Below are 25,614 nucleotides of genomic sequence, written 5' to 3'. Positions count from 1 at the left end.
TGAACTCCTTCGTCGTCTGACGGCTGGCTGTATGCCGAGAAGTTTGCACCTGATGACATATTGAGGCAAGGAGTGGTATTAATGTTTACGAAAGCGCTATATTGAGGTTCTGGATGTTAGATTCCGACATACTTGATGAATTGGATCGTCGTCTCGTCGCGGCGCTGCAGATCTCACCCCGGGCCACCTGGGGGGACCTGGGGCGGGTGCTCGGTGAGAACGAACGCACGGTGGCGCGGCGCGTGCAGCGCATGCTCGCCGTCGGCGCCATCCGGATCACGGCCACCTACGACGACCTGCGCGCCGGTGTCGGCAGCCCCGTGCACGTACGCGTCAGCACGGAACCGGGATCGGTGGACGCCACGGCCCGTGTCCTGGCCGCCCGGCCGGACGTACGCGGGGTCTTCGCGATCACCGGGGCCGCCGATCTGTGGTGCGAACTCGTCGCCTCGGGAGAGGGTCCGCTGCGGAACCTGCACGGGATCCTCGCCGACGAGATACCGGCCGTCCCCGGGGTACGGGCCACCGAGGCACAGGTGGTGCTCAGGACGTTCACCACGGTCGCCGACTGGCACGCCCCCCTGCTCAGCGAGCAGGAGTGCGCCGCGGTGGGGGCCCTGGGCGTCCCGCTGCTCGCCGAGCTACCGGATCGGGTCGACTTCGGGGGCGTCGACCGCCAGGTGGCGGAGATGCTCGTGCGCGACGGCCGCATGAGCTACACCCAGATCGCCGACGAACTCGGCATCTCGGTACCGACCGCTCGGCGTAAGGTGACCTCGCTGCTGGAACAGCAGATGGTCCACCTGCGCGTCGAGGCGGAACCCGCGCTGCTCGGCCTGCGCGTCGAGGCCCAGCTCGGCCTGGAGGTGCGTCCCGCCGGCCTGGACGAGGTGGGGAGGGCGCTCGCCCGCCATCCCGGAGTCCGCTACTGCGCGGCCATCGCGGGCAGTCATGATCTCCTGGTCGAGGTCTGCCTGGCCCACGAGGCGGACCTGTACAGATTCGTCACCCGGGTCGTCGGAGGACTGACCGACGTGGTCGATGTGGACATGGCGTTCATCACCCGGGCCTACAAACGAGGGCACCTGCCGAAGGACGGCCTTCTGACAAGGAGTCCGCATGACGGTCCTTGAGGACGAGACCGTACGCATGTGCGCCGAGCTCATCCGGATCGACACCAGCAATCTCGGCAGCGACGGCCCCGGCGAACGCGAGGCGGCCGAGCTGGTCATGCGGTGGCTCGGCGAGGTCGGCCTCGACCCCACCTACATCGAGAGCGAGCCTCGCCGGGGCAACGTGATCGTCCGCATGAGCGGGACCGTGCCCGGGCTTCCCGCGCTGCTCGTGCACGGGCATCTCGACGTCGTCCCGGCCGACCCGCGTGACTGGACCGTGCCCCCGTTCGCCGGTGAGGTGATCGACGGCTGGATATGGGGCCGCGGGGCCGTCGACATGAAACACATGGACGCGATGATGGTCGCCGTCGTGCGCGACATGGTGCGCAGGGGAATCCGGCCGCGGCGGGACCTGGTCTTCGTCTGGCTGGCCGACGAGGAGGCCGGCGGGGACCACGGCGCACGGTTCCTGGTGCGCGAGCACCCGGAACTGTTCGAGGGATGCGCGGAGGCCATCGGCGAAGTCGGCGGTTACTCCGTCTCGATCGCCCCCGACCTGCGGCTCTACCTGGTGGAGACGGCGCAGAAGGGGCTGGCGTGGATTCGCATGCGCGCCGAGGGCCAGGCGGGTCACGGCTCCATGATCCACCCGGACAACTCGGTGACGGAGCTGGCGGCGGCCGTGAGCCGGATCGGCGCCCACCACTGGCCGCAGCGGCTGACCCCCACGACCCTCCGCATGCTCAAGGAGATCTGCCACGCCTGCGGCGTGCCGTTCGATGAGGACGACATCGACGGTGTCCTCGGCAAACTCGGGCCGACGGCCCGTTTCATCGGGGCCTCGCTGCGCCACGTGGCCAATCCGACACAGTTCCACGCCGGGTACGCCACGAACGTCGTGCCCGAACTGGCCGTCGCCGAGATCGACGGGCGTTTCCTTCCGGGGCTGAAGGACGACTTCCTCGACACGCTCCACCGGCTGGCCGGGCCCCGGGTGTCCAGTGAGCGCATCGACTTCGAGGAGGCGGTGGAGGCTCCGTTCGACACCCCGCTGGTCGAGGCCATGCTGGGCGCGCTCAGGACCGAGGATCCACAGGGGCGCGTCGTGCCCTACTGCCTGTCCGCGGGGACCGACAACAGGACCTTCCATCGGATGGGGATCCACGGGTACGGGTTCGTCCCTCTGCGGCTCCCGCCGGAGATGGACTTCGCCGCCATGTTCCACGGGGTGGACGAACGTGTTCCCGAGTCCGCGCTCCGCTTCGGCGTGCGTGTCCTGCATCATCTGCTCTCGACCTACTGACGTCGCGGGGTCCGGCCGCCGGGGCGCGCCGTCCCGGCTCGTCCGCGGCTCGCGCGCCCTGGACCGGGCCGCCGGAGCGAGAGCCGCCTGGCATGATCCACTGCTGGGGCGAAGCCCCGGAGATCCCCTGGCAGGCTCAGCAAGACGAAGGAATTCAGCCACGTGAGAACCCCCAGCGGCGGTCAGGCCGGGACACGGAGCAGACGTGTCGCCGAGCTCGGGCTCGTCGGCGTCGCCCTCTGTTTCGGCCTGACGTTCACCGTGACCCAGGACGCCATCCGGGACGTTCCGCCGTGGTCGTTCATCGCGCTCCGGTTCCTGTCGGCGGCGGCCGTACTGCTGGTGCCCTACGGCAGGGACCTGCGGCGGCTACCGGCGGCCGGCTGGCGGGCCGGTCTCACGCTGGGGGCCCTTCTCACGGCCGGGTACGGTCTCCAGACCGTCGGACTGGCCTACACGACCGCGTCCAACTCCGGATTCATCACCGGCCTGTCCGTGGTCTTCACCCCGATCCTCGCCTGGCTCGTGCTGCGCCAGGCGGTCAGCGGCCGGGTGTGGGTGTGCATCGCCCTGGCCGCGTGCGGGCTTCTGCTCCTGTCGGGGTTCGGCGGCGCCTGGAGCCCGGTCGGCGACGCCCTCACGCTGGGCTGCAGCCTGGGCTTCGCCGCGCACATCATCGTCACGGACAGGACCGTCCGCCGTTTTCCCGTGGGTTCCATGGTCGTCGTGCAGCTGGGCGTCTGCGGGATCGCCGCGCTCGCGGTCGCCTCGGCCACCGGCGGGCTTGTCACACCGACGGCCACCGACACCTGGTGGGCCATCGCCTTCACCGCGGTGGTGGCCAGCGCCCTGGCCTACTTCGTCCAGTCCTACGCGCAGCGGCACACCTCACCGGTGCGCACGTCCCTGCTCCTGACCACCGAACCCGTCTTCGCGGGGCTGTTCGGCTTCTGGCTCGCCGGTGACCGGCTGACCGTCGTCGGATGGTCCGGCGCGGCGCTCATGCTGCTGGCCGTACTCGCGGCCGAGAACGGCGGCGCGTCCGCCCGCCTGCTCCACGCGCTGCGCACGCGGCGGCCCACCGTGCGGGGGAGGACTCCGGAACCGGCGTCACGAAGCGAGTCCTCCCAGGACGCGGGCGGAGCGGCGCGGCGGTAGGCCGCTCACGAGGCGACCACCAGGGCCTGGGGGGCGGCCTGCTTCATGCGGGTGCGCAGCCACAGCAGCTGGACGGCGGTCTCCTTCTCGCAGACCTCGACGACGCCGAGCAGGTCCTCGTCCCGCGCCCCCTGCGCGGCCTGACCGATCAGGGTCCAGGAGATGTCGCACTCGGCGGCCATGAGGTAAAGGTCGTGCAGGTCGCGCAGCAGTCCCAGGCCGCCGGTGCGGGTGCCGGAGAACAGGGTGGCGTGCAGTCTCTCGGGCTCGTCGGGAGCCTTCTCGGAGTAACGCCGGGCGAAGGGCGCCAGCCTGCGGGCGTGCTCGTCGCACTGCCCGGCCAGCCGCTCGCAGACGTGATGGACGTCGGGCTCGTCACGATGGCCCCGCCCGACCTCGCGGAAGGCGTCCGCCAGCTCGGTCTGCGACCTGTGCAGCAACCCAAGATAGTGCGCCAGGTGCATGTCACGCCTCCTCGACGCGTTCGCGGACCTGCGCGGCGGGCCCGCCCCTCGTGGCCGGGACCCGTGGGTCGGCGGGGACGACGCCGACGGTGGGGGCGGCGGAAGGCACCCCGCCCCCGGAGGAGACCCTGGTCACCCGGACCGCGGCGACCTTGAAGATCGGCTGCTTGGACACAGGGTCCCAGCCGGTGAGCGTCAGCTCGTTGGCCGCGCGGGGGGCCTCCCCGCCGGGGCCGGGCTCGCCACGGTCCCAGTAGCCGTAGTGGAACGGCACGAACACCACCCCGGGACGGGTCCCGCACACCCTGGCCCTGGCCTCCAGCGCCCCCCGGGGAGACTCCACACGAACCAGGTCCCCCTCGGCCACCCCCAGCGCGGCGGCGTCACCGGGGGCGATCTCCACCCAGCATTCGGGGGCGGCGTCGTTCAGCTGGGGCGCGCGGGCGGTCTTGGTGCGGGTGTGGAAGTGATAGACGGTGCGGCCGGTGGTCAGCAGCGTCGGATGCTCCTCGCTCGTCACCTCGGGGGAGGGCTGGTACGGCGCGGCCCGCAGGAACGCCCGCCCCCGCGGTTCCATGGCCCGGTGGCGTTCCTCGTCGTAGGCGGCGCCGGTGAGCAGGTCGTGCCCGTAGTCCTCGCAGTAGCCGGGGTCGGTGTTGAAGCGCCCGCCGGTGTAGAGCCTTTCGGTGCCGCGCGGAGCCGAGGGCGTGCACGGCCACTGGACACCGCTTCCGCCGCGCAGCAGCTCGTAGGTGATGCCGGTGTAGTCGCACGGACGCCCGGCCGAGCACGCCTTCCACGCCTCGAACGCCGACTCGGGATCGTGCCATTTGACCAACGGCGCGCCGTCCTTGTCGCGGAAGTCCATCCGGCGGGCGTAGTCGAGGAAGATGTCCAGGTCGGAGCGGGCCTCGCCGGGCGGCTCCACCGCCTTGTCGGCCAGGTGGACGGTACGGTCGACGCTGGTGAACGTGCCCTGTTTCTCCCCCCAGGTGGCCGCGGGCAGCACCACGTCGGCCAGCATCGCGGTCTCCGTCAGGAAGATGTCCTGCACGACGAGGAACAGGTCCTCCCTGGAGAGGATCCGGCGGACGCGCGCCAGGTCGGGCAGGGAGACGGCGGGATTGGTCGCCGAGACCCACAGCAGCTTGATCGAGCCCTGTTCGGCGTAGCGGAAGACCTGCATGGCGTGCGTCGGGGGAGCCCAGTGCGGGATGACCGAGGGCTCGACGTTCCACAGTTCGGCGAGCTGCCGAACGTGCTGGGGATTGTCCCAGTTGCGCATCCCGGGCAGGTCGCCGTCGGCCCCGGTCTCGCGGGTGTTCTGCGCGGTCGGCTGGCCGTTCATCTGGTAGAGCCCCGCTCCGGGGCGGCCCAGCATGCCGCGCAGCAGATGGATGTTGTTGACCTGGCAGGCGGCGGCGGTGGCCTGGTTGGACTGGTAGAAGCCCTGCAGCACCGTCGACAGCAGCCTCCTGGAGGACCCCAGGATCTCCGCGGCGTGCTCGATGGAGCGCACCGGCACGTCGCAGATCTCCGCCGCCCATCCGGGCGGGCAGTCCCGCACGACCCGGCACAGCTCCTCGAATCCGATCGTGTGCGAGCGGACGTACTCCTCGTCGTACCACCCCTTGTCGATCAGCCGGTGGATCAGGGCGTTCATCAGCGCCATGTTCGTGCCGGGCCGTACCGCCAGGTGCACGTCGGCCTCCCGCGCCACCGGCGTCTCCCGAGGGTCGACGGCGATCATGGCCGGGGGCCGGGGGCCACGGCGCCGGTCCAGCATCCGCATCCACAGCACCGTCTGCGTCTCGGCCACGTTGTGCCCCCACAGCGCGATCGCGTCGCAGTGGTCGACGTCGGTGTAGGAGCCGGGCTGCCCGTCGGTGCCGAAGCTCTCCTTCAGCGCCGCGGCGGCGGTCGCCGTGCACAGCCGGGTGTTGCCGTCCATGTGCGGTGTGCCGATCCCGGCCTTGCCGATCACGCCCAGGGTGTAGTACTCCTCCAGGAACAGCTGGCCACTGGTGTGGAAGCCGAAGTGGCCCCAGCCACCCGGTCCGTCGAGCAGTTCCCTTGAGCGGGCGACGATCCGCCCCATCGCGGTGTCCCAGTCCGTCTCGACCAGCCGGTCGCCCTCACGTACCAGGGGACGTGTGAGCCGGTCGGGGCTGTTTGCGGCCTGCCAGCCGTACAGGTCCTTGGGGTCGAGCCGCCCGTGGTTGACCCTGTCGCCCGCCCGGCCGCGTACTCCGACGATCCGGCCTCCGGCGACGGCGATGTCCATCGCGTCGCCGTTGGAGTGCAGGATCGAGGCGGCCTGCACCCACTTCTCGACGTCCTTCTCCTGGACGCCCTCCTCAAGGAAGGCGTCCACCCGCACCGGCCAGGCACTGTGCCGGCCCGGATCGCCGGGCAGCAGGGCGCGCACGCCCTCGGGAAGCGAGGCGGCGATCCGCTCGGCCGCGCCAGGAGGGCCGTACGGAGTACGCGCCCCCCACGGGTCGGTGATCCGGTCGGTCGTACCGGCGGCTCCCTCCAGGAGGACGCGACATGGGGACGACAGATGCGCTACCCCGCCTGGCGCCCGTCACACGACGTGCTCAACGCGAGACGCACGTGGCGACCGGCACGGGGCGGTCCGCACAGTGGTCTGGAACCCCAGGTCGGGAGGGTAACGGCACTCCGTCCATCCGCCGCTCCGCAGGCCCGGCGCCGCCGCCCGGCGGCCCGGGATCCGGAGGGAGAGGTGGGCTCAGACGGTCTCCAGGGTGGTGGTGATCTCCACGCAGCCGCCGATGGTTCGCGCGATGGGGCAGTGCCGGGTGTGCCGGTCGTGGGCGCGTGCCACCTCGGCGGGGTCCACCCCCTCGGCCAGGCGTACCCGGTAACGCACGTGGACGGCGGCGATCCGCAGCACCCCGCCGTCGTTGACGATGGTCCCCTCGGCCTCGGACGTCAGCGCGCCGTCGGTGGTCGGCTGGCCGAGCTGTCCGAGCATGCCGGACAGGGTGCCGGTCAGGCATCCCGCGGTGGCGCCGACCAGGTAGTCCAGGGTGGTGGCGTGCGGCTCGATGGTGTCGAGCGGCACCTTGTAGTGTTCGGCCACGCCGCCGTGCATGCCCATGGGCACCTGCCCGTCCAGGGGAACGGTGACCAGCTTGGTGCGTCCGGGCGCGGCCTCGACGCTCACCCGGGAGGTCTCGACGACGGCGCTGCTGTCGATCATGGTGCTGCTCCTTGTTGGGGCGGGATGGTGGTCAGCCGGCGGCGTTGGACGCCTCGGCGGTCAGCGCGCCGAAGTCGACGGGGGTGCCGTCCAGCGGGACGACGGCCGCCACGTAGCAGTCGGGGCGCACGAGGTAGACGACATCCTGCTCGCCGGCGTAGATGTCCCACATCTTGTCGGACAGCACGGTGAGCGTGCCGGGGCCCGCGGGCGCGGGGGCCAGGACGCGGCGCCGGACCCAGGCGGGGGCGGGGACGGCGTCGAGCGCGGCGCTCAGCCCGGGGGTGAGGCCGTCGCGACCGGGTACGGCGAGCAGGGTCAGCGACCCCGCCGTGATGGCGCGCAGCGTGGTCGCGCGGCCGCCCTCGGCGCAGCGCAGGTCGGGCAGCGGCGCACCCGGCCGTACCCGGGGAGAGGACAGGACGGTCGGCGCGGTCAGCGGCGAGTCGTAGTAGGGGAAGGGTTCGTACAGCCTGCCGCTGTCCACCCGGTGGGCCTGACCGGGGTCGTCGGCGGCGGCCGCGAGCGCGGCGTCGCGCTCGCGGCGGCCCGGCTCGCCGTCGGGGGTCATGAACTTCATGGAGGCCCCGGTCAGCTCCAGGTTGTGGTCGGCCGCCGCCGCCCGCTCGGTCTCGTAGCTGTCCAGGAGCGCGTGCCCCGCCTTGCCGTTGAGCACGAGGCCGAGCTTCCAGGCCAGGTTCTCCGCGTCCTCCATGCCGCTGTTCATGCCGCGGGCGCCGAACGGCGAGACGACGTGCGCCGCGTCGCCCACCAGGAACGCGCGGCCGCTGCGGAAGGCCGAGGCCCTGCACTGCTGGAAGGTGTAGGTGTTGCTGCGGACCACCTTCACCGGGTGGTCGCCGATCACGGTGGCGATCCGCGCCCGCACCCGCTCGGGCTCGGTGAGGACGTCGGCGTCGGCGTCCAGCGGGATCTGCCAGTCCAGCCGCCACAGTCGCCGGCTCACCCCGTGCATGAGCACGATCCCCTCGGGATAGAAGGGCGGGTTGAACCACAGCCGCCGCTCCCGCCTGAACGGCAGTTCGGCCTCGAAGTCGGCGACGAGGAAGCGTCCTTTGGTCTGCCAGCCGTCGAAGGTGATGCCCAGGCGGCGCCGTACGCCGCTGCCGATGCCGTCGGCCGCGACGAGGTAGGCGCCGGTGTGGGTCTCCGGTCCTTCGGGGCCGTCTGCCGTGACCCGCACGCCTGAGTCGTCCTGCTCGAAGCCGGTGACCGTGCGCTCCAGCCGGATGTCCACCAGACCGGTCGCGAGCGCCGCGTCGTGGAGCATCTCCTCGATGCGGAACTGCGGGAAGTTCACGAACGGCGGGTAGATCTCCTCGCCGTGCGGCGGGAACCTGAGCTGGAGTATCTCCTTGTCGCCGTAGTATGTGCGGCCCAGCGACCAGCTCATCCCGTCGTTGACGATCTCGTCGGCCACGCCGAGACGGTCGTACAGCGCGAGGATGTCGCGTTGCACGGTGACGGCTCTGGACTGCCGGCAGCTCGGCTGGTCACGGCGTTCCAGCACCACCGAGCGCACGTTCTGCCTGGCGAGCAGGATCGCGGTGGCCATGCCCACGGGCCCCGCGCCCACGATCACCACGTGCGGGAAAGAACCTGAGCTGTCCGGCAGAGCCATCGCCACCTCCGAAGTGACCGATATCCGGTTACTGCGACCGTATATTGGTCATAGATTGCCCTGTTTGCGGCGGGACTTCAAGAGGGGCGACGGGATGCGACGCGAATCGATGTTGGCGTGCGAGCGGGGGAGGCGCGATAATCGCTCGTGTAGCCCGATTTTCGACTAGGAGTGAGACCGTGACCGAGGAACCGGCCAGATCTGGCGAAATCGCGCAAACGCTCGATCGGGGGCTGCGCCTGCTGGAGATCCTCGCGGAGGTGGACCAGGGGTTGTCGCCGACCGAGGCCGCCGCCCGGCTCGGCGTCCACCGCTCCATCGCCGCCCGCCTGCTGGCGACCCTGCTGCACCGTGGATTCGTCCGGCGCAACCGTGAGGGACGTTACCTGCTGGGCATGGGGCTGTTCACCCTGGCGCGCCAGGTCTCACAGAATCTCATGGTGGTCGCGGGGCCGTTGCTCACCGAGATCGCCGAGCGGCTCGACGCCACCGCCGTCATGCATGTCGCCGACGGGGACGGGGCCGTCACCCTGGCCTCGGTCGAGCCCAAGCGGGCCAGTTTCCACATCGGCCTGCGCACCGGCTCCCGGCATCCGCTGGGCACCGCCGCCACCGGTATCGCCATCCTGGCCGGGCGTCCCCCCGAGCCCGGCGAGAGCGACAAGGTCAGCCACGGGCGAAGCCGGGGGTACGTCGTCACCACCGGCGAACTGGTCCCCAACTTCACCGGCATCGCCGCCCCGATCGTGGTCAACGGCTGGTGTGACGCCAGTGTCGGTGTGGTGATCCCGAAGGAGCGCAAGCACGACGAGAAGGTTCTGGCCGGCGAGGTGATCGCCCTGGCGGGGCGCATCGCACTCGGCCTGACCTGACCTCCGGCCTGCCCTGACGCAGGCGCGACGGCCCCGGAGCCCCGAGCGGGCACCGGGGCCTTTCGCATGTCCGGGCGATTGACAACCCTCTGTCCGTGCGCAAGGATCGCCGATATACGGTCTATGTAACCGATAATAGAACGCCAACAGAGCGCAGGGCTCGACCCCGGATTGAGGTGGGCATGGTCTACTACAGGCGTCTTGGCGAGGTGCCACGTAAACGGCACTCCCAGTTCCGCGGCGCCGACGGCGCCCTCTACCACGAGGAGATGCAGGGCGAGGAGGGGTTCAGCTGGACCCAGTCGTTCCTGTACCACCGCAGGATCCCGACCGCCATCACCGCGGCGGAGAGCCATGCCGACGACGGCGGGCCGATGCGGCCCAACGATCCGCTGCTGCCACGGCACCTGCGCACCCACGCCTTCGAGCCGGGCGGGGACCCGATCCTGGGCCGGCGGGTCCTGATGGGCAACTCCGACCTGACGATCTCCTACGTCGCCGCCGACGCCGACAGCCCCCTGTACCGCAACGCGGTCGGCGACGAGCTCGTCTACATTGAGGCGGGTTCGGCCGTGCTGGAGTCCCCCTACGGCCGGATGGAGGTCGGCGACGGCGACTACGTCGTCATCCCCACCTCCACGACGCACCGCTGGCGGCTGCTCGGCGGCGAGCTACGGCTGTTCGTGGTGACCGCGTCCGGCGGCGGGCACATCAGGCCGCCCAAGCGGTTCATGTCGCCGTTCGGGCAGTTCCTGGACGGCTCGCCGTACAACGAGCGGGACATCCGCGGCCCCGAGGAGCTGACCTCCGCCGACGGACCGGCCGAGGTGTACGTCAGGCACCGGCGTGGCGTCACCCGCTACACCTACGCCTACCACCCCTTCGACGTGGTCGGCTGGGACGGCTACAACTACCCCTACGCGCTGTCCATCCGTGACTTCACCCCCTCGACCGGCGCGCTGCACCTGCCGCCGCCCACCTACATCACCTTCGAAGGGCCGGGCTTCGTCATCTGCTCCTTCGTGCCGCGCATGTACGACTACCACCCGGACGCGGTGAAGGTCCCCTACAACCACGCCAACGTGGACTCCGACGAGGTGCTGTTCTACTGCGGCGGTGACTTCATGAGCCGTGCGGGCACGGGCGTCGGCATGGGGTCCATCTCCCTGCACCCCGCCGGTTACATCCACGGCCCGCAGCCGGGCAGCGCGGAGAAGAGCATGACGGTGACCAGGACCGAGGAGTACGCGGTCATGGTGGACACCTTCAAACCGCTCGACCTCGGCCCCCACCTCGACGAGGCGGAGGACCCCGGCTACGCCTGGTCGTGGGCCCGCGGCGCCGGCGTCGACGTCGGCGGGTGAAACGCCCGCCTTCCCGCTCAGAAGGGCCCCGCGACCACGTCGCGGGGCCCTTCTGAGCGGGAAGGCGGTCATGATGCCCCCATGGGCCCGTCATGAGGGCGTCATGACGGGCCCATGAGGGCCGTCACGACGGCGCCGCGTGGTCGGCCGGGACGGGACGGCGGGACGTCAGCGCCTTACGCGCCCGGGTGGCCAGCGCGGCCAGCCCTCTGGGCTCGTAGAACAGGATGACCACGATCAGCCCGCCGTACATGATCTGCGCGACGTAGGCGGGCCCGAAGTCGGACACCGCGCCGCCCATGCCCGGGATCGCGTCGCTGTAGCGCTGCAGGAGCAGCGGCAGCGAGGACACGAACGCCGCGCCCGCGATGGCTCCCGCCACCGACGCCTGCCCGCCGATCACGACCATCGCCAGGTACTCCAGCGACAGGAACAGGTCCCAGTACTCGGGCACCACCCGCTGGAACAGCAGGGCCAGCAGCACGCCGGCGAGTCCCGCGTACACACTCGACAGGGTGAAGGCGACCGACCGGTACCACGCCACCCGCACGCCGAGCGCCGCCGCGTGCACCTCGCCGTCGCGGACCGCGGCGAACGCCCTGCCCACCCGGCTGCGCAGTACCAGCACGGCGAACACCGTGGTCAGCACCAGGATGATCAGGGTGACGTACCACCCGCGCTCGGCCTGGCGCAGCGGCACCCCGAGCAGCGAGAGCTCGGGCTCGGCGCCGAGCACCTGGAACGAGCCGACGGTCAGCTCGGGCACGTTACGCCCGTTGTAACCACCGGTGAGCGGCTCGGCGGTGAACAGCACGTGCTGGCCGATGAACACCAGCGCCAGCGACGCGACCCCCAGGTAGATGCCCTTCAGCCGGCCGGCCAGCGGGCTGAAGGCCAGCCCCGCCAGTCCTGCCAGCGCCACCGCGATCACCGCGGCGGGCAGGCTGGGCAGGCCGAGCCCCCAGGAGCCCTCCTTCGCCGGTGAGCCGAGCCAGATGTACCCGTAGGCGCCCACGGCCAGGAAGAACGAGTGCGCGAGGGAGAGCTGACCGACCCGGCCGACCAGGATCATCAGCCCGACCGCGCCGATGGCGGCGGCGAAGGCGAAGGAGCCCAGATTGAGCCAGAACCGGTCGGCGTACAGCGGGATGGCGAGCAGGACGACGCCCGCCACGACCGCGACCGGCGTGCGCCACCGGACCCCCGCGCGCGCACCGCGCCGTGTCTCCTCTGATGTGTTCGCCGGCTTAAACACGGACGGCCTCCCGTATCCCGAACAGCCCGGCGGGCCTGATCAGCAGCACCACCAGCATCAACACGTACGGCGCGGCCTCCTCGAACCCCTGGCCGAGGAACGTCAGGTACTCTCCGTACCCGCGGACCAGGACCTCGCTCAGCCCGACCAGCAGCCCTCCGGCGATGGCGCCGGTGGTGGAGTCCAGGCCACCGATGATCGCGGCGGGCAGCGCGCGCAGCGCCACGGCCTCGACCGAGGTGTCCAGGCCCGGGCTCGGATAGGCCACGATGAACAGCCCCGCGCACACGGCCAGGGCACCGGCCACGGCCCACGCCGTGGCCGAGACCCGGCCGAGCCGGATGCCCATCAGGGACGCCGTCTCCGGGTCCTCAGCGGTGGCCCGCATCGCCACGCCGAAGTCGCTGCGGTGCAGCCACAGCTGGAAGAGCACCAGCAGCAGCGCGCCGACGACCAGCGCGGCGATCCGCGCCTCGGCGACGCCGATGCCCAGGAACCGCACCACGGCGTTGCCCCACGGGTCACCGGTGGTGAGGATCTGCGAGCCGATCCGCCGGTCGGTCTCGGTCAGCAGCACCACGTCGAGGCCGATGGTCATGATGCTCGCCGCGACCACCGCGTGCGTCTTGCGGAACCTGCTGACCAGCAGGCGGTCGATCAGCACGGCCAGGACCGCGGCCGCGGCCACGCCCAGCGGGAGCGCCACCCAGAACGACAGCCCGTGCAGGGTGTACGCGCTGGCCAGCACGTACGTGCCGAACATCAGCAGGCTCGGCTGGGCGAAGTTGACCACGCTGGAGGACTTGTAGACGACGACGATGCCCAGGGCGACGAGCGCGTACACGGCACCGAGTGACGCGCCCTCCACCAGCATCGAGAGAAGTTGTGCCATGAAACCGGCTCCTAGGATGGCGGCTCGGACTCGGAACGTTCCTTTTCTGCGGCCCTGCCGAGGTAGGCGGCGATGACCGCCTCGTGCGCGGTCACCTGGTCGGGCGGCCCGGTGAGCACGACCTGACCGAAGTCGAGCACGGTGACCTGCTCGGAGATGCCCATCACCAGCCCCATGTCGTGCTCGACCAGCAGGACCGTGATCCGCTGTTCGGCGGCGATCCTGCGGATGGTGTCGCGGACGGCGATCTTCTCGTGCGTGTGCATGCCGGCCGCCGGTTCGTCGAGCAGCAGCAGCCGCGGCTCGGTGGCCAGGGCGCGTGCGATGTCCACCCGCTTGGCCTCGCCGTAGGGGAGTTCGGCCGCGGGCAGCGCGAGCAGGTGGTCGACCCCGAGGAACTCGGCGACCTCGCGTACCTTGGCCCTGGCCTCCCGCTCGGAGCGGCGGGCATGGGGAAGGCGCAGCCCGGCGCCGAACACCCCGCCCCTGCCCAGCCGGTGCCGGCCGAGCAGCAGGTTCTCCTCCACGGTCAGCCCCGCGAACATGGACGCGTTCTGGAACGCCCGGCCGACTCCCAGGCCGGTGACCCGATGCGGGGCGAGCCCGACCAGTTCGCCGCCGTCCACGAGCACGCTGCCCCGGGCGGGTTTGTAGATCCCGGACAGCACGTTGAACAGGGACGACTTGCCCGCTCCGTTCGGGCCGATCACCGCGTGGATCGTGCCGGGTTCGGCGGTGAAGGTGACCCCGTCGAGCGCCGTCACCCCGGCGAACCTGACGGTGACGTCGCTGACCTGCAGGCGGGCTCCGGGTGCCGTCATGCCGTCCCTCCCTGTGCTTCGGCGGGAATCGTGGCCGCGTCCTCCTCGTCGGGCTCTCCTCCCAGGTACAGGCGGCGCACCCGGTCGTCGCCGCGCAGGCGTTCGGCCGGGCCCTCGATCGCCACCTCGCCCACGGCGAGCACGTACGCGTGGTCGGCGAGCTCCAGTGCCACCGCCGCGTTCTGCTCGACGACGAGCATCGCCGTGCCCTGCCTGTGGATCTCGCGCAGCAGGTCCACGATCCTGTCGATGATCTTGGGTGCGAGTCCCAGGGACGGCTCGTCCAGGAGCAGCAGCCGGGGCTCGGCCATCAGGGCCCGCCCGATGGCCAGCATCTGCTGCTCGCCGCCGGACAACAGGCCCGCGGTCTGCCCCCTGCGCTCGCCGAGCACGGGGAACAGCTCGTACACCCGTTCCAGGTCGCCGGGCCGCCTGCCCTTCGGGTTGCCGTACCTGCCCGCGCGCAGGTTCTCCTCGACGGTCAGGCGGCCGAACACACGACGTCCCTCGGGGACCTGCACGATGCCGGACTTGACCCGGCGCTCGGCGCCCACACCGTCGATGCGGGCGCCGGCGAACGTGATCTCACCGCCGGTCATCCGGCCGGCCTGGCCGGCCAGCACTCCGGAGACGGCGCGCAGCAGCGTGGACTTTCCCGCGCCGTTGCTGCCGAGCACCGCCACGATGCCGCCGTGCGGGACGTCCACGCTGACGTCCCGCAGGGCGGTCACCGCGTCCCCGTAGCGGACCCCGAGGCCGCGCACCGAGAGCAGCGGATCGTCTGTGGCCCGAGCGGTCATCGCGCCTGGAACTTCGCCGTGTCCGGACCGGTGTAGCCGCTCTGGACCAGTTCCAGCCCGCCCTCGGCGCTCTTGGACGGCTTCATGACGAAGGTCTTGGTGGACGGCGAGACGCCCGGCTTGGAGAAGTCCAGCGGCACGGTGGTCTGCTGGGTGTCGTAGACGCCCTTCTGCCGGAAGGCCTTGGCCAGGCCCTCCCTGGTGAGGTCCTTGTTCTCGCACGCCTGGGTGATGGCCTGGTCCATCACGCTCGACGCCGCGTAGCCGAGCGTCACCCACAGGCTGGGTGTGATCGACTTCTCGCCGGACTTCGCGTACAGGTTCCTGACCTGCTCGGGGCCGGGGCCCTCGCCGGCGAACGGCGCGGCGGAGCTGACCACGAGCATGTTCTTCTCCATGGCCGCTCCCGCGCCGGTGGTCAGCGACTCGGGGGAAAAGCCGGGGGAGGCCGCCACGATCGGCACGTCCAGGCCCTCCACGTCGGCGACGGCCACCGCGGAGGAGACCTGCCGTCCTGACGCGCTCAGGAACAGCGCCTTGACGCCCTCCCCGGCCATCTGCTTGACCTGCCCGGAGAGGTCGCTGACCGTCGGGTCGATCTGCTGGCTGACCACGGAGATGCCGTTGGCCTCGGCGGCGAAGGTGGCCCCCGCCAGGCCGGGCTCGCCGTAGTCGCCCTTGAGGTGGATGTAACCGATCTTGTCGCCCTTGGCGAGCTTCTTCTGCTCGATCAGGTAGTCGACCGCGTTCACCATCTCGATGTCGTACGTGGTGCCGGGGATGATGATCGATTCGCTGTCCTTGACGCTGGGGGACCAGCCCATGGACACCGCGAGCATGCGGTCCTGCTCCAGCTTGGGCAGTACGGCGAGCGTGGTGGGCGAGCCGACGGTGATCTGCAGGGCGAGGACCTGCTGCGACAGGTCGGAGTACAGGGACACCGCCTTCTGCGGGTCGTATCCGTGGTCCCGGGTCACCAGGTTGACCTTGCGGCCGTCACAGACGCCGCCCGCGGCGTTCTTGGCGTCCCAGTAGAGTTTCACGCCCAGGTTCTGCTGCTTGTCGATCGCGGCGAACGGGCCGGTGACGTCGGTGAGCAGACCCAGGTTGATCGTGGAGCCGTCCACACCAGGCCCCGTGGGCATGCCACCGGAGGTGTCGGAACTGGTCTGCGCCTTGGTGGAACAGGCGGTCACGGTGGTGATGGCGAGAGCCGCGGCGCCCAGCGCGGCGGCCATGCGGAGCGTGTGGGATGGCATGCGTCCCCTTTCGTGCCGGTACGGGTCCGCGTCCGTCGGAAACGCGTGGCCGCAGGCAGTAGAGATCACGTTGTGGTCGATGGGGAGAGAACGGCCCGCAACCGATATTCGGTTAAACCGTTCGACTATCGTGCTGTGGCCCATCTGGTGTGTCAAGAGGGTGGCCGAACGGCAACAGGAATGATGCGGGGCGGTGAAACGGCCGTCTCACCGCCCCGGGGGAGGGGAGGTGATCAGCCGGCGGACGCGCGGATCTCGCGCACGGCCCGCAGGGCGTCGGCGGGCTCCATCCGTGTCCGGTAGTTCATCGTCACGTGCCGGGCCCGCACCACGCCGGAGGGGTCGAGCACGAACGTGGCGGGCACGGGAAGGCTCCAGCGGCCGTCGGGCTGCTGACGGGCCAGCGCCGCCGCGGTGACGTCCAGCAGGTGCGGTTTGATCTCCTCGGGCAGCTCGAACCGCACCCGGTAGGCGGTCATGACCTCCTGGTCGGCGTCGGAGAGCACGTCGTAGGCCAGGTCGTGCCTCTCCTGCATCGACAGCGCGTCGTCGGGCAGCTGCGGGCTCACCGCCACCAGCCGTGCCCCCGCCTCACGGAACTCGGGCAGGGCCGCCTGGTAGGCGGCCAGCTCAAGGTTGCAGTACGGGCACCATGAACCGCGATAGAAGATCAGGACGACCGGTCCCTCGGCGAGCCGGTCGCGGAGCCGTACCTTGGCTCCCACCGCGTTGGGCAGCGTGAAGTCGGGCGCCTGCTCTCCGACCTTCACCCCGGGGACGAGGCCGGCGGCCTCGATCTCGGCGAACGCCTCGTTGATGGCGCGTTTGGCCTCCTCGGGCCGTTGGACCGATGCGGCCTTGGCCGCGAGGATCTCGTTGAGCGATTGCACCGGCGCCAACTCCTTGACCGTTATTCGGTTGCGATGTTCGTTTTTTGTGCACTTCGGTTACGTGCATCCTCGGAACCCGGTCGCGCCCCTGTCAAGACGTGAGGGTGTGCGCTAGGGTGAGCGATACCGATATATGGTGACAGTAACCGTTAATCGAACGCGGGTGAGGTGGTCAGGACATGGCTGAGCGGGAGCTGCTCACCGTTCCCATCGGGACGGCGGCCGCGGCCTCGGAGGTCTACTCGGGCGTGGCCCGGATGGCGGGAGTGCTGTGGTGCTCCCGGGTCCGCGCGAACCCCGGCCGGCGCGCCGACACCGCCGTGGTGGTGGTCCACCCCTCCTCCAACTTCCTCGGGCACTACGCGCTCGGGGCGTGGGCCGAGCGCGGGGTCGACGCGGTGGCCATGACGACCCGCTACCTCGGCAACGACTCGGTGCTGCTGCTGGAGAACTGCGTACTCGACATCGCCTCCGTCGTCGGCCACCTGCGCGCCGAGGGGTACGAGAAGGTCGTCCTCGTCGGCAACTCCGGCGGCGGCGGGCTCGTCGCCCTCTACCAGGAGCAGGCGCGCAACGCCACCATCACCTCCGCGCCATACGGCGGCGGCCCCGACCTGACCAAGGCCCACCTGCCGCCCGCCGACGCCCTGGTCATGCTGATGGCCCACCCCGGCCGGGCCAACCTTCTCGTCGAATGGCTCGACCCCGCGGTACGCGACGAGGACGACCCCTTCGACCGCGACCCCGAACTCGACATGTTCGCCGCGCACAACGGCCCGCCGTACGGGGAGGAGTGGCTGGCCCGCTACCGCGAGGCGCAGCGGGCGCGCAACGAGCGGATCACCGACGCGGTCGTCGCCCGGCTCGACGCGCTCACCGAGCGCGCCGGAGGCAGGGTCACCGACCTGCCCATCAGGATCCACGCCACCTGCGCCGACCCGCGTAACGTGGACCTGTCCATCGACCCGTCCGACCGCGCGCCGGGCACCCTGTGGGGGGAGCCCTACGAGGCGAACCTGCGGCCCACCACCCTCGGCCACCTGACCAGCCTGCGCTCATGGCTGTCGCAGTGGTCCATCCGCACCTCCAACGGCGACGGCCCCGCCCGGCTCGCCACCGTGGACGTCCCCGTGCACGTCATCTACGGCACCGCCGACCAGGCGTGCTTCCCCTCCCACGCCCGCCAGCTGTACGAGGCGGTGCCGCACGACAACAAGACACTCACCGCGGTGGAGGGCGGCCGTCACTACCTCAACGGCCAGCCCGAGCTCACCGCGGTCATGGCCGACGCCCTGATCGGCTGGATTGGAAAGGTCCTGTGAACCGTCCGACGATCGCCGACCTGAGCACGGCCTGGGTGCGCGTCCCGCTCGGCGCGGGACGCGGCGGCTCCGGCGCCACCCGGGTCGACCTGCTCCACGTCACCCTCACCGACGACGAGGGCGCCACGGGCACCGGCTTCACCTACGCGCTGACCGGCGGCGCCGAAGCCCTGTACGCCCTGCTCACCGGCCTGGTCAAGGAGATGGCCGAGGGCACCCCCCTCGACGCCTGGCCGCGCCGCTGGCACGAGATCACCGCCGCGACCCGCAGGCTGGGCAGGGGCGTCGCGCTGCCCGCGCTTTCGGCCGCCGACATCGCCGTGTGGGACCTGCGCGCCCGCCGCGCCGAGCTGCCCCTCTACCGTTACATCGGCGCGCACACCGACACCGTCCCGGTGTACGGCAGCGGCCGCTCAACCCACGCGATGACGGTGGACGAGCTGATCGAGGGCTCCCGCCGGTACGTCGCCGAAGGTTACGACGCGGTGAAGCTGCGCGTGGGCGCCCGCCGCGCCGAGGAGGACGTGGCGCGGGTGCGCGCCGTACGCGAGGCGCTCGGCGACGACCTGCGGATCATGGTCGACTGCAACGAGCGGCTCGACCTGCCCACCGCGGTGTGGCTCGGCCGCCGCCTCGACGACCTCGGCGTCTACTGGATCGAGGAGCCGCTGCCCTCCGACGACCTGGCGGGGCACGCCCAGCTCGCCGCCCGTCAGGGCGTCCCCGTCGCGGTCGGCGAGCACCTGCACGGCCGGCACGAGTTCGCGAACTACCTGCGCGAGGGCGCCGCGTCCGTGCTCCAGCCCGACGTGCCGCTGTGCGGGGGCGTCACCGAATGGCTGCGGATCAGCGCGGTGGCCGAGGTGTTCGGCGCCGTGCTCACCCCCCACTTCCTGCCGGAGCTGCACATCAACCTGGCGGCGGCCGTACCCAACTGCGCCTACGTCGAGCACTTCCCGCTGATCGACGAGGTGCTCGCCGAGACCCTGCCGGTCAGCGGTGGTGTGGCGGCTCCGCCGGACCGTCCCGGCCACGGGATGTTGTGGGACGGCGCCGCGCTGGACCGCCTCCGGCACGCCTGACGAACCACCACGACAAGAAGGAGCACACCGTGTCCAAGCCATTCGCCTCCACCGGCGACACCGAGGAGAAGCCCGAGATCCTGGAGGTCCTCGCCGACGGCGTGTACGCCCTGACCACGGGCGGCGACCCGAACGTGGGCGCCATCGAGGGCGAGGACTTCCTGGTCTGTTTCGAGGCCCGTGCCACCCCCGTGATGGCCAGGCGCTGGCTCGCGCAGCTGCGTCAGCACACCGACAAGCCGGTCAGGTACCTGGTCCTGTCGCACTACCACGCGGTACGCGTGCTCGGTGCCGCCGGGTTCGACGCGCAGGAGATCATCACGCACACCGAGACCAGGCGGCTCATCGTCGAGCGCGGCAAGGAGGACTGGGACGTCGAGTTCGGCCGGATGCCGAGGCTGTTCGCCGGTCACGAGACCATCCCCGGCCTGACCTGGCCGACCCTCACCTTCGACGACCACATGTCGATCGAACTGGGCGGCGACCGCGGCACCGTCGAACTGGCCTGGGCGGGCAACGCGCACACCTCCGGTGACATCTACGCCTACGTGCCCAAGTCGAAGGTCCTTTTCGCGGGTGACCTGGTGGAGAACGGCTCGGCCGTCTACACCGGCGACGCCTACCACCGGGAGTGGATGACCACCACGCTCGACCGGGTCAAGGCCCTCGACGTGGAGATCCTGGTGGGCGGACGCGGCGAGATCGCCCATGACCGTGCCGCCTCCCAGCGTGCCGTCGAGCTGACCCGTGACTTCCTCAGCACGCTGATGACCGCCGTGGAGAAGGTCAAGGAGGGCGGCGGCACGGTCGAACAGGCGTACGTGGCGGCCCGCGAGGCCCTGCTGCCCGTATACGGCGGCATGCCGGTCTTCGAGCACGCCATGGTCTTCGACACCTGGCGCGCCTGGGAGGAGCTCGACGGACAGGCCCCCGGCATCTGGACCCCGGAGCGTGACCGCCAGGTCTGGGACCGCCTCACGGGCTGAGCGCCGCCCGGCCGGTCGGACTCCGGCACCCCGGCCGGTCACGACCTGGGACGTGGCCCGTGAGGGTGCCGGTACGTCCGGCCTCAGGAGACGGCGGTCCGCCGCGGACCCGGCCGAGTCCGCGGCGGAGCACGTGGACCGCTGTCTGAAGGAGCACACCGCGTGGCCGGGTTCCGGAGGTTTCAGGAGGCGACGGCGGGTAGGGGCGGAGCCGGTTGAGGCGATCAAGAAAGCCGATCGCCGGGTGTCCGCCAGGGCCCGTTCCTGAGACCGAGGAGACGAACATGCCCCAGAACGTCATCGACCTGATCATAGCCGACCACCGCGACGTCGAGACGATCTTCGAGAGGCTGAGGAGCCAGCCGGAGAACCGGCCCGCCCTGGTGGCGGAGCTGGCCGCGAAGTTCGTCGCGCACGCCCGAGCCGAGGAGACCCGGGTCTACCCCGAACTGGCCAAGGCAGATCCCGGTGAGCGCGGCGAGGTCCGCCACGGGATCGGGGAACACCACGAGGCCGAGGAACTCCTGGCCGCCCTCATGGAGGCCGACCCCGACCGGCCGGAGTTCACGACCGCGCTGGAGCGGCTGGTCAAGGCGGTCGAGCATCACGTCGAGGAGGAGGAGAGCGACATCCTCCCCGCCATGGCCAAGGCCCTCTCCGCCGACAGGCTGGCCGCGATGGGCCGGGCCTTCAGCCAGGCCAAGGCCGAGGAACTCGCCAAGCCGCCCAGGCCGAAGGGCCGCACCAAGGAGGAACTGGTCGAACAGGCCAGGAAGAAGGGCGTCGAGGGCTACGGCTCCATGACCAAGGACGAACTGCTCGCCGCCCTCGGAGGCTGAGGCGTCGGCGAACGGTCCGCGCCCCCTACGGCTTCCCGGCGGTCGCGGGCCGTACGGCGCGCGGCCGTCCTCGTGGGTCCGGTCCCGGGAGGCCGCCTCAGGGGGTGAGCTGGAGGAAGTGGGAGAGCACGAGCCCGGCGGCGCCGAGGAGGGTGGAGTCGTCGTGCAGGGCGGAGAACGCGATCTGCGGCTGGCTGCCCGGATGGGCGGCGGTGCGCTGACGTACCTGCCGCTCGATCTTGCCGCGCAGCGCCTCGCCGCCCGCGACCACGTCGCCGTGCAGGATGAACAGGCCGGGGGCGAGGATCTGCTGGATGTTCGTGATGCCGACGGCGAGGTTGTCGACGTACCGGTCGAACAGTTGCGCCGCCCCGGGGTGGCCCTTGGCGGCGAGGCGGGTCAGCGGCCCGACCGTCAACGTGGGCGCCGAGGGCAGATTGAGCCGGGCCGCCTCCTCGCGTAACCAGCGGTGTGTGGCGATGGTCTCCCAGCAGCCGCGCTGACCGCAGTGGCAGGGGAGGCCGTCGACCTGCACGATGCTGTGCCCGATCTCGCCGCCCGCGCCGCCGGGCCCGCGGTGCACCGAACCGTTCAGCACCAGTCCCACGCCGAGCGCCTCTCCGGCGTAGAGCGAGGCGAAGGTGGACAGGCCGCGTCCCTGCCCGAACCAGCGGTCACCGAGAGCCTGGACGCGCGGGTGCAGGTCGACGTAGACGGGCAGGCCGGTGCGGTCGGCGATGAGCGGGCCGAGCGGCAGGCCCGCCAGACCGGGAGCCAGGTTGACCTGCACGATGGTGCCGCTGTCGGTGTTGACCATGCCGCCGACCGCGATGCCCACGCCGAGGGCGGCCGGCCGGTTCGGGGCGAACAGCTCCTCCAGCGCGTCGGCGACCGCGCCGACGACCAGGCCGGTGTCGTGGGTGTCCGCCGGATACTCGCGTCTCGCCGTGGTCAGGATCGTGCCGCCCGCGCTGACGAGCGCGGTCTCGACGTGTCCGGGCAGCAGGTGGACGGCGGCGATGGGAGGGCTGTTGGGAGAGAACCACAGCGGGCGCGACGGTTTGCCGCCGGCCGCGCTGCTGGGCTGGGGGTCGCCCTCGGCCAGCATCTCGCTGTCGATCATCGGCTGCACGATGGAGCCGATCGTCGCCCGGCTGACCTCGGTGAGCCGGGCCAGGTCGGCGCGGGACAGCGGGCCGACGTCGTAGAGCGCCTGCAGCACCCGGGCGCGGTTCACCTGGCTGACCGTGTTCGGGGAGATCAGCGGTGAGTAAGGCCGGGGCGGCGGAGCAGGTGTCTCCGGGCGCGTCCAATCCGACGGCACGCTACAGCCCCTCTCGATCCAGACGGAATACCCAATGCGGCGTGCCCAGGCAGGGCGTGGTCGTGCGTGATCTTTCCCCCGCCTCAATATACGGCTCGCGCCGGTGGCCGTTGTGACACGTGATCGCTGGCATGTGCTCCTCCTCCGGGCGCGGGTTCAGCCGACGAGCGGGAAGGATCGGGACAGCACCAGACCGGCTGCGCCGAGCAGGGTGGTGCGGTCATGAGCGGGGCCGAAGGTGATCTGCGGTCCGGCCGCCGACCGCGCGGGAAGGCGGCTGCGTGCCTGCCGCTCGACGCGGCCGCGCAGCGCCTCGCCACCGGCGGTCACGTCGCCGTGCAGGATGAACAGGCCCGGGGCGAGGATCTGCTGCAGGTTCACCACACCGAGGGCGATGTTGTGGGCGTACCGCTCGAACAACTCCCTGGCGTCGGCGTCGCCCGCGGCCGACAGGCCGGCCAGCAGCGCCGTGGTCATCGCCCGCGCGGCCGGTAGGCGCAGCCGGGCGGCCTCTTCGCGCAGCCAGTCGCGTGTGGCGACGGTCTCCCAGCAGCCGCGCTGGCCGCATCGGCAGGTTCGTCCACGGATGTCCACGACGGTGTGCCCGACCTCGCCGCCGGCCCCGGCGGGTCCGCAGTGGATGGCGCCGTTGAGGAACAGGCCCGCGCCGATCGCCTCACCGATGTAGATGGAGGCGAAGGACTGTTCGCCTCGGCCTGGACCGGACCAGCGGTCGCCTATGGCCTGGGCCCGGGGGTGCAGATCGAGGTGGACCGGCAGGCCGATCCGCTCGGAGACCAGAGGGCCGAGCGGAAGGCCGGAGAGCTCCGGCATCAGGTTGCAGGCGACGATGGTTCCGCTGGTCGACTCGACGATGCCGCCGACCGCGATGCCCACGCCGAGGGCCCGGGCCGTGCTTCCCGCGAGGACCGCGTTGAGCTGGTCGACCACGCAGTCGACCACCGTGGCGGCGGGGGCGGTGGCCCGGAAGCGCCCGCTGGCGACGGCCAGGATCCCGCCGTCCGCCCTCACCAGCGCGGCCTCCACCCAGCCGGGCACCAGGTGCACCGCGGCCAGGGGCGGGCTGTCCGGAGCGAACCACAGCGGACGGGCAGGCTTGCCGCCGGGGGCGGCGCCGCGTTGTGGTTCGCCCTCCACGAGCAGCCCTCCCTCAAGGAGGGGCTGCACGATCGATCCGATGGTGGCCCGGCTGACTCCGGTCAACCGGGCCAGATCGGCCCGGGACAGCGGACCGAGGTCGTGAAGCGCCTGCAGTACCCGGCCCTGGTTGACGCGCCCGGCCTTGACCGCGGTCATCAGGACGGTCGGCTGCCCGAACCGGGGGGTCTCGCTAGGTGGCCACACCGCACTACCGCTCTCACTAGGTATGTACGGGATTCTGACATACCGGTTCGGGTGAGGGCGACATGGATCCGTAACTCAAACGATCTACCTGATGTGTTGACACCTAAACCATCTAATACGGCAGACCGAAACCTATTGACAGGGGTGGGTATGTAGTTACCCTTAACTAACCTCGCGACTCTGATCCACCCCCGGCGAGGTAGAGCTTCAAGCAGGAAACGGTGTGACATGAGAGTAAGGCGCAGGGCTCAGCTGTTCTCGCTGGTGAGTGCGTGCACGGTGCTGGCGGCCACGGGTTGTGCGGCGGGTGGCCCCTCCGCCTCGGGGGCCGCCCTCGACCAGGCGAGCTGCGACAAGATCACGAGTGGGGCGGCGGCCGGCGCCGGCGCGTCGCCGAAGCGGCCGGGCGGAGACGGCCGGAGCCTCCACGTCCAGCAGGCCTCGCTCAGAACCGGGCTGCCCAAGACCGCGGCGAGCGGCAAGACCATCAACTTCGTCGGCGGCGCCTACACCGGGACCACCGAGGCGTACTGGAAGGACCTCGCGGGCAAGTTCGAGGCGGCCAACCCGGGATACAAGGTCAACATCCGGATCATCGACTGGAACAACATCGACCAGCAGGTCAGCACGATGATCCAGACCAAGCAGTATCCGGACGTCCTCAACCAGAACAAGTTCTCCGGATGGGCCGCGAACGGACTGCTCCAGCCGATCGACTCACTGGTCTCCCCGGAGGTCGGGAACGACTTCATCCCGTCGTTCAAGGAGAACAGCTTCTACAAGGGCAGCCAGTACGGCCTGCCTCTGATCGCCAGCACCCGCGCGCTGTTCTACAACAAGGACATCTTCGCCAAGGCCGGGATCGACAAGCCCCCGGCCACCTGGGCCGAGTTGGTGGCCGCGGCGCAGAAGATCAAGGCGGCCGGGTACACCGGGTACGGCCTGCCGCTGGGCGGCGAGGAGAACCAGGGCGAGTGGTCCCTGTGGATGTGGTCCAACGGCGGCGACTGGAAGTCGAACGACCAGTGGAGCGTCAGCAGCGATCGGAACGTCGAGAGCCTGAACTTCCTCAGCTGCCTCGCCAACGTCTACCAGGTGACACAGCCGAACCCGGGTCAGACGAACCGCACCGACGGGGTCTTCCGGCCGTTCGCCAACGGTCAGACGGGCATGATCATGGGTGCGAGCTTCGCTCCCAGCCTGTTCAAGCAGTGGAACTCCACCGTCGACTACGGCATCGCCCCCATCCCGGTGAACAAGGGCACCAAGCCGTTCACCCTGGGGGTGCAGGACTATCTGGTGTCGTTCAAGAACCCGGGCAACACGGAGGCCGTGTCGAAGTTCCTGAACTTCTTCTACCAGACCGACAACTACGTGCGCTTCCTGACGAGCCAGGGCTTCCTGCCGACCACAAAGACGGCGTCCGCCGCCCTGAAGGACGAGCCCGATTTCGCGCCGTACCTGGATCTGCTGCCGATCGCGAAGTTCTACCCGTCGACCGACCCCGGCTTCCCGAAGGCGCAGGGCACCCTTGAGGCGCAGCTCGGCACCGCGCTGACCCCCGGTGCGGACACCAAGTCGGTTCTGGACCAGGTCCAGACCGCGGCGACGCAGGGCAACGGCGGCTGAGCCGTG

22 protein-coding genes are annotated in these 25,614 nt (G+C 70.7%); 10 read left to right on the top strand and 12 right to left on the bottom strand.

Features of this window, described 5'->3' with window-relative positions; translation table 11 throughout:
• The first annotated feature begins 140 nt into the window (after positions 1 to 140).
• The 3 genes from ABZ463_RS14255 (at position 141) to ABZ463_RS14245 (ending at position 3,576) form a co-directional block, all read left to right on the top strand.
• Positions 141 to 1,133 (top strand): Lrp/AsnC family transcriptional regulator, encoded by a 993-nt coding sequence (locus tag ABZ463_RS14255; RefSeq protein WP_352011908.1) that lies wholly within the window; start codon positions 141 to 143, stop codon positions 1,131 to 1,133.
• Positions 1,120 to 2,418: a M20/M25/M40 family metallo-hydrolase gene (locus tag ABZ463_RS14250; RefSeq protein ID WP_352011909.1), complete on the top strand. Its 1,299-nt coding sequence runs from the start codon at positions 1,120 to 1,122 to the stop codon at positions 2,416 to 2,418. The genes ABZ463_RS14255 and ABZ463_RS14250 overlap by 14 nt, the downstream gene beginning before the upstream one ends.
• A gap of 162 nt (positions 2,419 to 2,580) precedes the next feature.
• Entirely contained in the window at positions 2,581 to 3,576 is a 996-nt protein-coding gene (locus ABZ463_RS14245) for a DMT family transporter (RefSeq protein ID WP_362776139.1), read from the top strand.
• Positions 3,577 to 3,581: 5 nt separating this feature from the next.
• Here the strand turns inward: ABZ463_RS14245 and ABZ463_RS14240 are convergent, their stop codons facing one another.
• The 4 genes from ABZ463_RS14240 to ABZ463_RS14225 all read right to left on the bottom strand — a co-directional run bounded on the left by ABZ463_RS14240 (position 3,582) and on the right by ABZ463_RS14225 (position 8,908).
• The gene (locus ABZ463_RS14240) at positions 3,582 to 4,040 is read right to left on the bottom strand and encodes a hypothetical protein (RefSeq protein WP_352011911.1); all 459 of its coding nucleotides are present in this window, start codon (positions 4,038 to 4,040) and stop codon (positions 3,582 to 3,584) included.
• 1 nt (position 4,041) lies between these two features.
• Positions 4,042 to 6,468, bottom strand: coding sequence for a molybdopterin oxidoreductase family protein (locus ABZ463_RS14235; RefSeq protein WP_362776137.1), 2,427 nt, complete (start codon positions 6,466 to 6,468; stop codon positions 4,042 to 4,044).
• Positions 6,469 to 6,792: 324 nt separating this feature from the next.
• Positions 6,793 to 7,266, bottom strand: a complete 474-nt coding sequence (locus tag ABZ463_RS14230; RefSeq protein ID WP_352011913.1) for an OsmC family protein — start codon at positions 7,264 to 7,266, stop codon at positions 6,793 to 6,795.
• A gap of 31 nt (positions 7,267 to 7,297) precedes the next feature.
• On the bottom strand, positions 7,298 to 8,908 hold the full coding sequence (locus tag ABZ463_RS14225; RefSeq protein WP_362776135.1) for an FAD-dependent monooxygenase: 1,611 nt from the start codon (positions 8,906 to 8,908) through the stop codon (positions 7,298 to 7,300).
• Positions 8,909 to 9,087: 179 nt separating this feature from the next.
• On the opposite strand from ABZ463_RS14225, the gene ABZ463_RS14220 reads away from it, so the two are divergent.
• Together ABZ463_RS14220 and ABZ463_RS14215 are read left to right on the top strand one after the other, a co-directional pair.
• Entirely contained in the window at positions 9,088 to 9,780 is a 693-nt protein-coding gene (locus ABZ463_RS14220; RefSeq protein ID WP_352011915.1) for a helix-turn-helix domain-containing protein, read from the top strand.
• Positions 9,781 to 9,962: 182 nt separating this feature from the next.
• On the top strand, positions 9,963 to 11,144 hold the full coding sequence (locus ABZ463_RS14215) for a homogentisate 1,2-dioxygenase (protein WP_362776132.1): 1,182 nt from the start codon (positions 9,963 to 9,965) through the stop codon (positions 11,142 to 11,144).
• 124 nt (positions 11,145 to 11,268) lie between these two features.
• Here ABZ463_RS14215 and ABZ463_RS14210 read toward each other — a convergent pair whose 3' ends face one another.
• From ABZ463_RS14210 to ABZ463_RS14185, 6 genes are all read right to left on the bottom strand, one after another.
• On the bottom strand, positions 11,269 to 12,318 hold the full coding sequence (locus ABZ463_RS14210) for a branched-chain amino acid ABC transporter permease (protein WP_362776130.1): 1,050 nt from the start codon (positions 12,316 to 12,318) through the stop codon (positions 11,269 to 11,271).
• Between the two features lie 73 nt (positions 12,319 to 12,391).
• Positions 12,392 to 13,291 (bottom strand): branched-chain amino acid ABC transporter permease, encoded by a 900-nt coding sequence (locus tag ABZ463_RS14205; RefSeq protein WP_352011918.1) that lies wholly within the window; start codon positions 13,289 to 13,291, stop codon positions 12,392 to 12,394.
• A gap of 11 nt (positions 13,292 to 13,302) precedes the next feature.
• The gene (locus ABZ463_RS14200; protein WP_352011919.1) at positions 13,303 to 14,112 is read right to left on the bottom strand and encodes an ABC transporter ATP-binding protein; all 810 of its coding nucleotides are present in this window, start codon (positions 14,110 to 14,112) and stop codon (positions 13,303 to 13,305) included.
• Positions 14,109 to 14,912 carry an ABC transporter ATP-binding protein gene (locus ABZ463_RS14195; protein ID WP_352011920.1) on the bottom strand — a complete coding sequence of 268 codons (804 nt, stop codon included), beginning with the start codon at positions 14,910 to 14,912 and terminating at the stop codon, positions 14,109 to 14,111. Before ABZ463_RS14195 ends, ABZ463_RS14200 begins: the two co-directional genes overlap by 4 nt.
• Positions 14,909 to 16,171 carry an ABC transporter substrate-binding protein gene (locus tag ABZ463_RS14190; protein ID WP_352011921.1) on the bottom strand — a complete coding sequence of 421 codons (1,263 nt, stop codon included), beginning with the start codon at positions 16,169 to 16,171 and terminating at the stop codon, positions 14,909 to 14,911. Before ABZ463_RS14190 ends, ABZ463_RS14195 begins: the two co-directional genes overlap by 4 nt.
• Positions 16,172 to 16,404: 233 nt before the next feature.
• On the bottom strand, positions 16,405 to 17,061 hold the full coding sequence (locus ABZ463_RS14185) for a peroxiredoxin-like family protein (RefSeq protein WP_362776126.1): 657 nt from the start codon (positions 17,059 to 17,061) through the stop codon (positions 16,405 to 16,407).
• Between the two features lie 179 nt (positions 17,062 to 17,240).
• On the opposite strand from ABZ463_RS14185, the gene ABZ463_RS14180 reads away from it, so the two are divergent.
• The 4 genes from ABZ463_RS14180 (at position 17,241) to ABZ463_RS14165 (ending at position 21,290) form a co-directional block, all read left to right on the top strand.
• The gene (locus ABZ463_RS14180) at positions 17,241 to 18,383 is read left to right on the top strand and encodes an alpha/beta fold hydrolase (protein ID WP_362776124.1); all 1,143 of its coding nucleotides are present in this window, start codon (positions 17,241 to 17,243) and stop codon (positions 18,381 to 18,383) included.
• The gene (locus ABZ463_RS14175) at positions 18,380 to 19,465 is read left to right on the top strand and encodes a mandelate racemase/muconate lactonizing enzyme family protein (RefSeq protein WP_352011924.1); all 1,086 of its coding nucleotides are present in this window, start codon (positions 18,380 to 18,382) and stop codon (positions 19,463 to 19,465) included. Before ABZ463_RS14180 ends, ABZ463_RS14175 begins: the two co-directional genes overlap by 4 nt.
• Before the next feature lie 29 nt (positions 19,466 to 19,494).
• Positions 19,495 to 20,451, top strand: coding sequence for an MBL fold metallo-hydrolase (locus tag ABZ463_RS14170; protein ID WP_352011925.1), 957 nt, complete (start codon positions 19,495 to 19,497; stop codon positions 20,449 to 20,451).
• A gap of 284 nt (positions 20,452 to 20,735) precedes the next feature.
• Entirely contained in the window at positions 20,736 to 21,290 is a 555-nt protein-coding gene (locus ABZ463_RS14165) for a hemerythrin domain-containing protein (protein ID WP_362776121.1), read from the top strand.
• Between the two features lie 97 nt (positions 21,291 to 21,387).
• On the opposite strand, the gene ABZ463_RS14160 is transcribed toward ABZ463_RS14165, so the two are convergent.
• Together ABZ463_RS14160 and ABZ463_RS14155 are read right to left on the bottom strand one after the other, a co-directional pair.
• A complete protein-coding gene (locus ABZ463_RS14160; RefSeq protein ID WP_352011927.1) occupies positions 21,388 to 22,527 on the bottom strand; it encodes an ROK family protein in 1,140 nt (379 codons plus the stop codon).
• 243 nt (positions 22,528 to 22,770) lie between these two features.
• Positions 22,771 to 23,931 (bottom strand): ROK family transcriptional regulator, encoded by a 1,161-nt coding sequence (locus ABZ463_RS14155; protein ID WP_352011928.1) that lies wholly within the window; start codon positions 23,929 to 23,931, stop codon positions 22,771 to 22,773.
• Between the two features lie 276 nt (positions 23,932 to 24,207).
• Here ABZ463_RS14155 and ABZ463_RS14150 point away from each other — a divergent pair, with 276 nt between their 5' ends.
• Positions 24,208 to 25,608: an extracellular solute-binding protein gene (locus ABZ463_RS14150; RefSeq protein WP_352011929.1), complete on the top strand. Its 1,401-nt coding sequence runs from the start codon at positions 24,208 to 24,210 to the stop codon at positions 25,606 to 25,608.
• Positions 25,609 to 25,614: the final 6 nt, after the last annotated feature.

It is taken from the genome of Streptosporangium sp. NPDC020145, from assembly GCF_040631275.1.
Classification (GTDB): Bacteria; Actinomycetota; Actinomycetes; order Streptosporangiales; family Streptosporangiaceae; genus Streptosporangium.
Note: the sequence above shows the minus strand (reverse complement) of the source record. Positions and strands in the feature narration are given on the sequence as shown.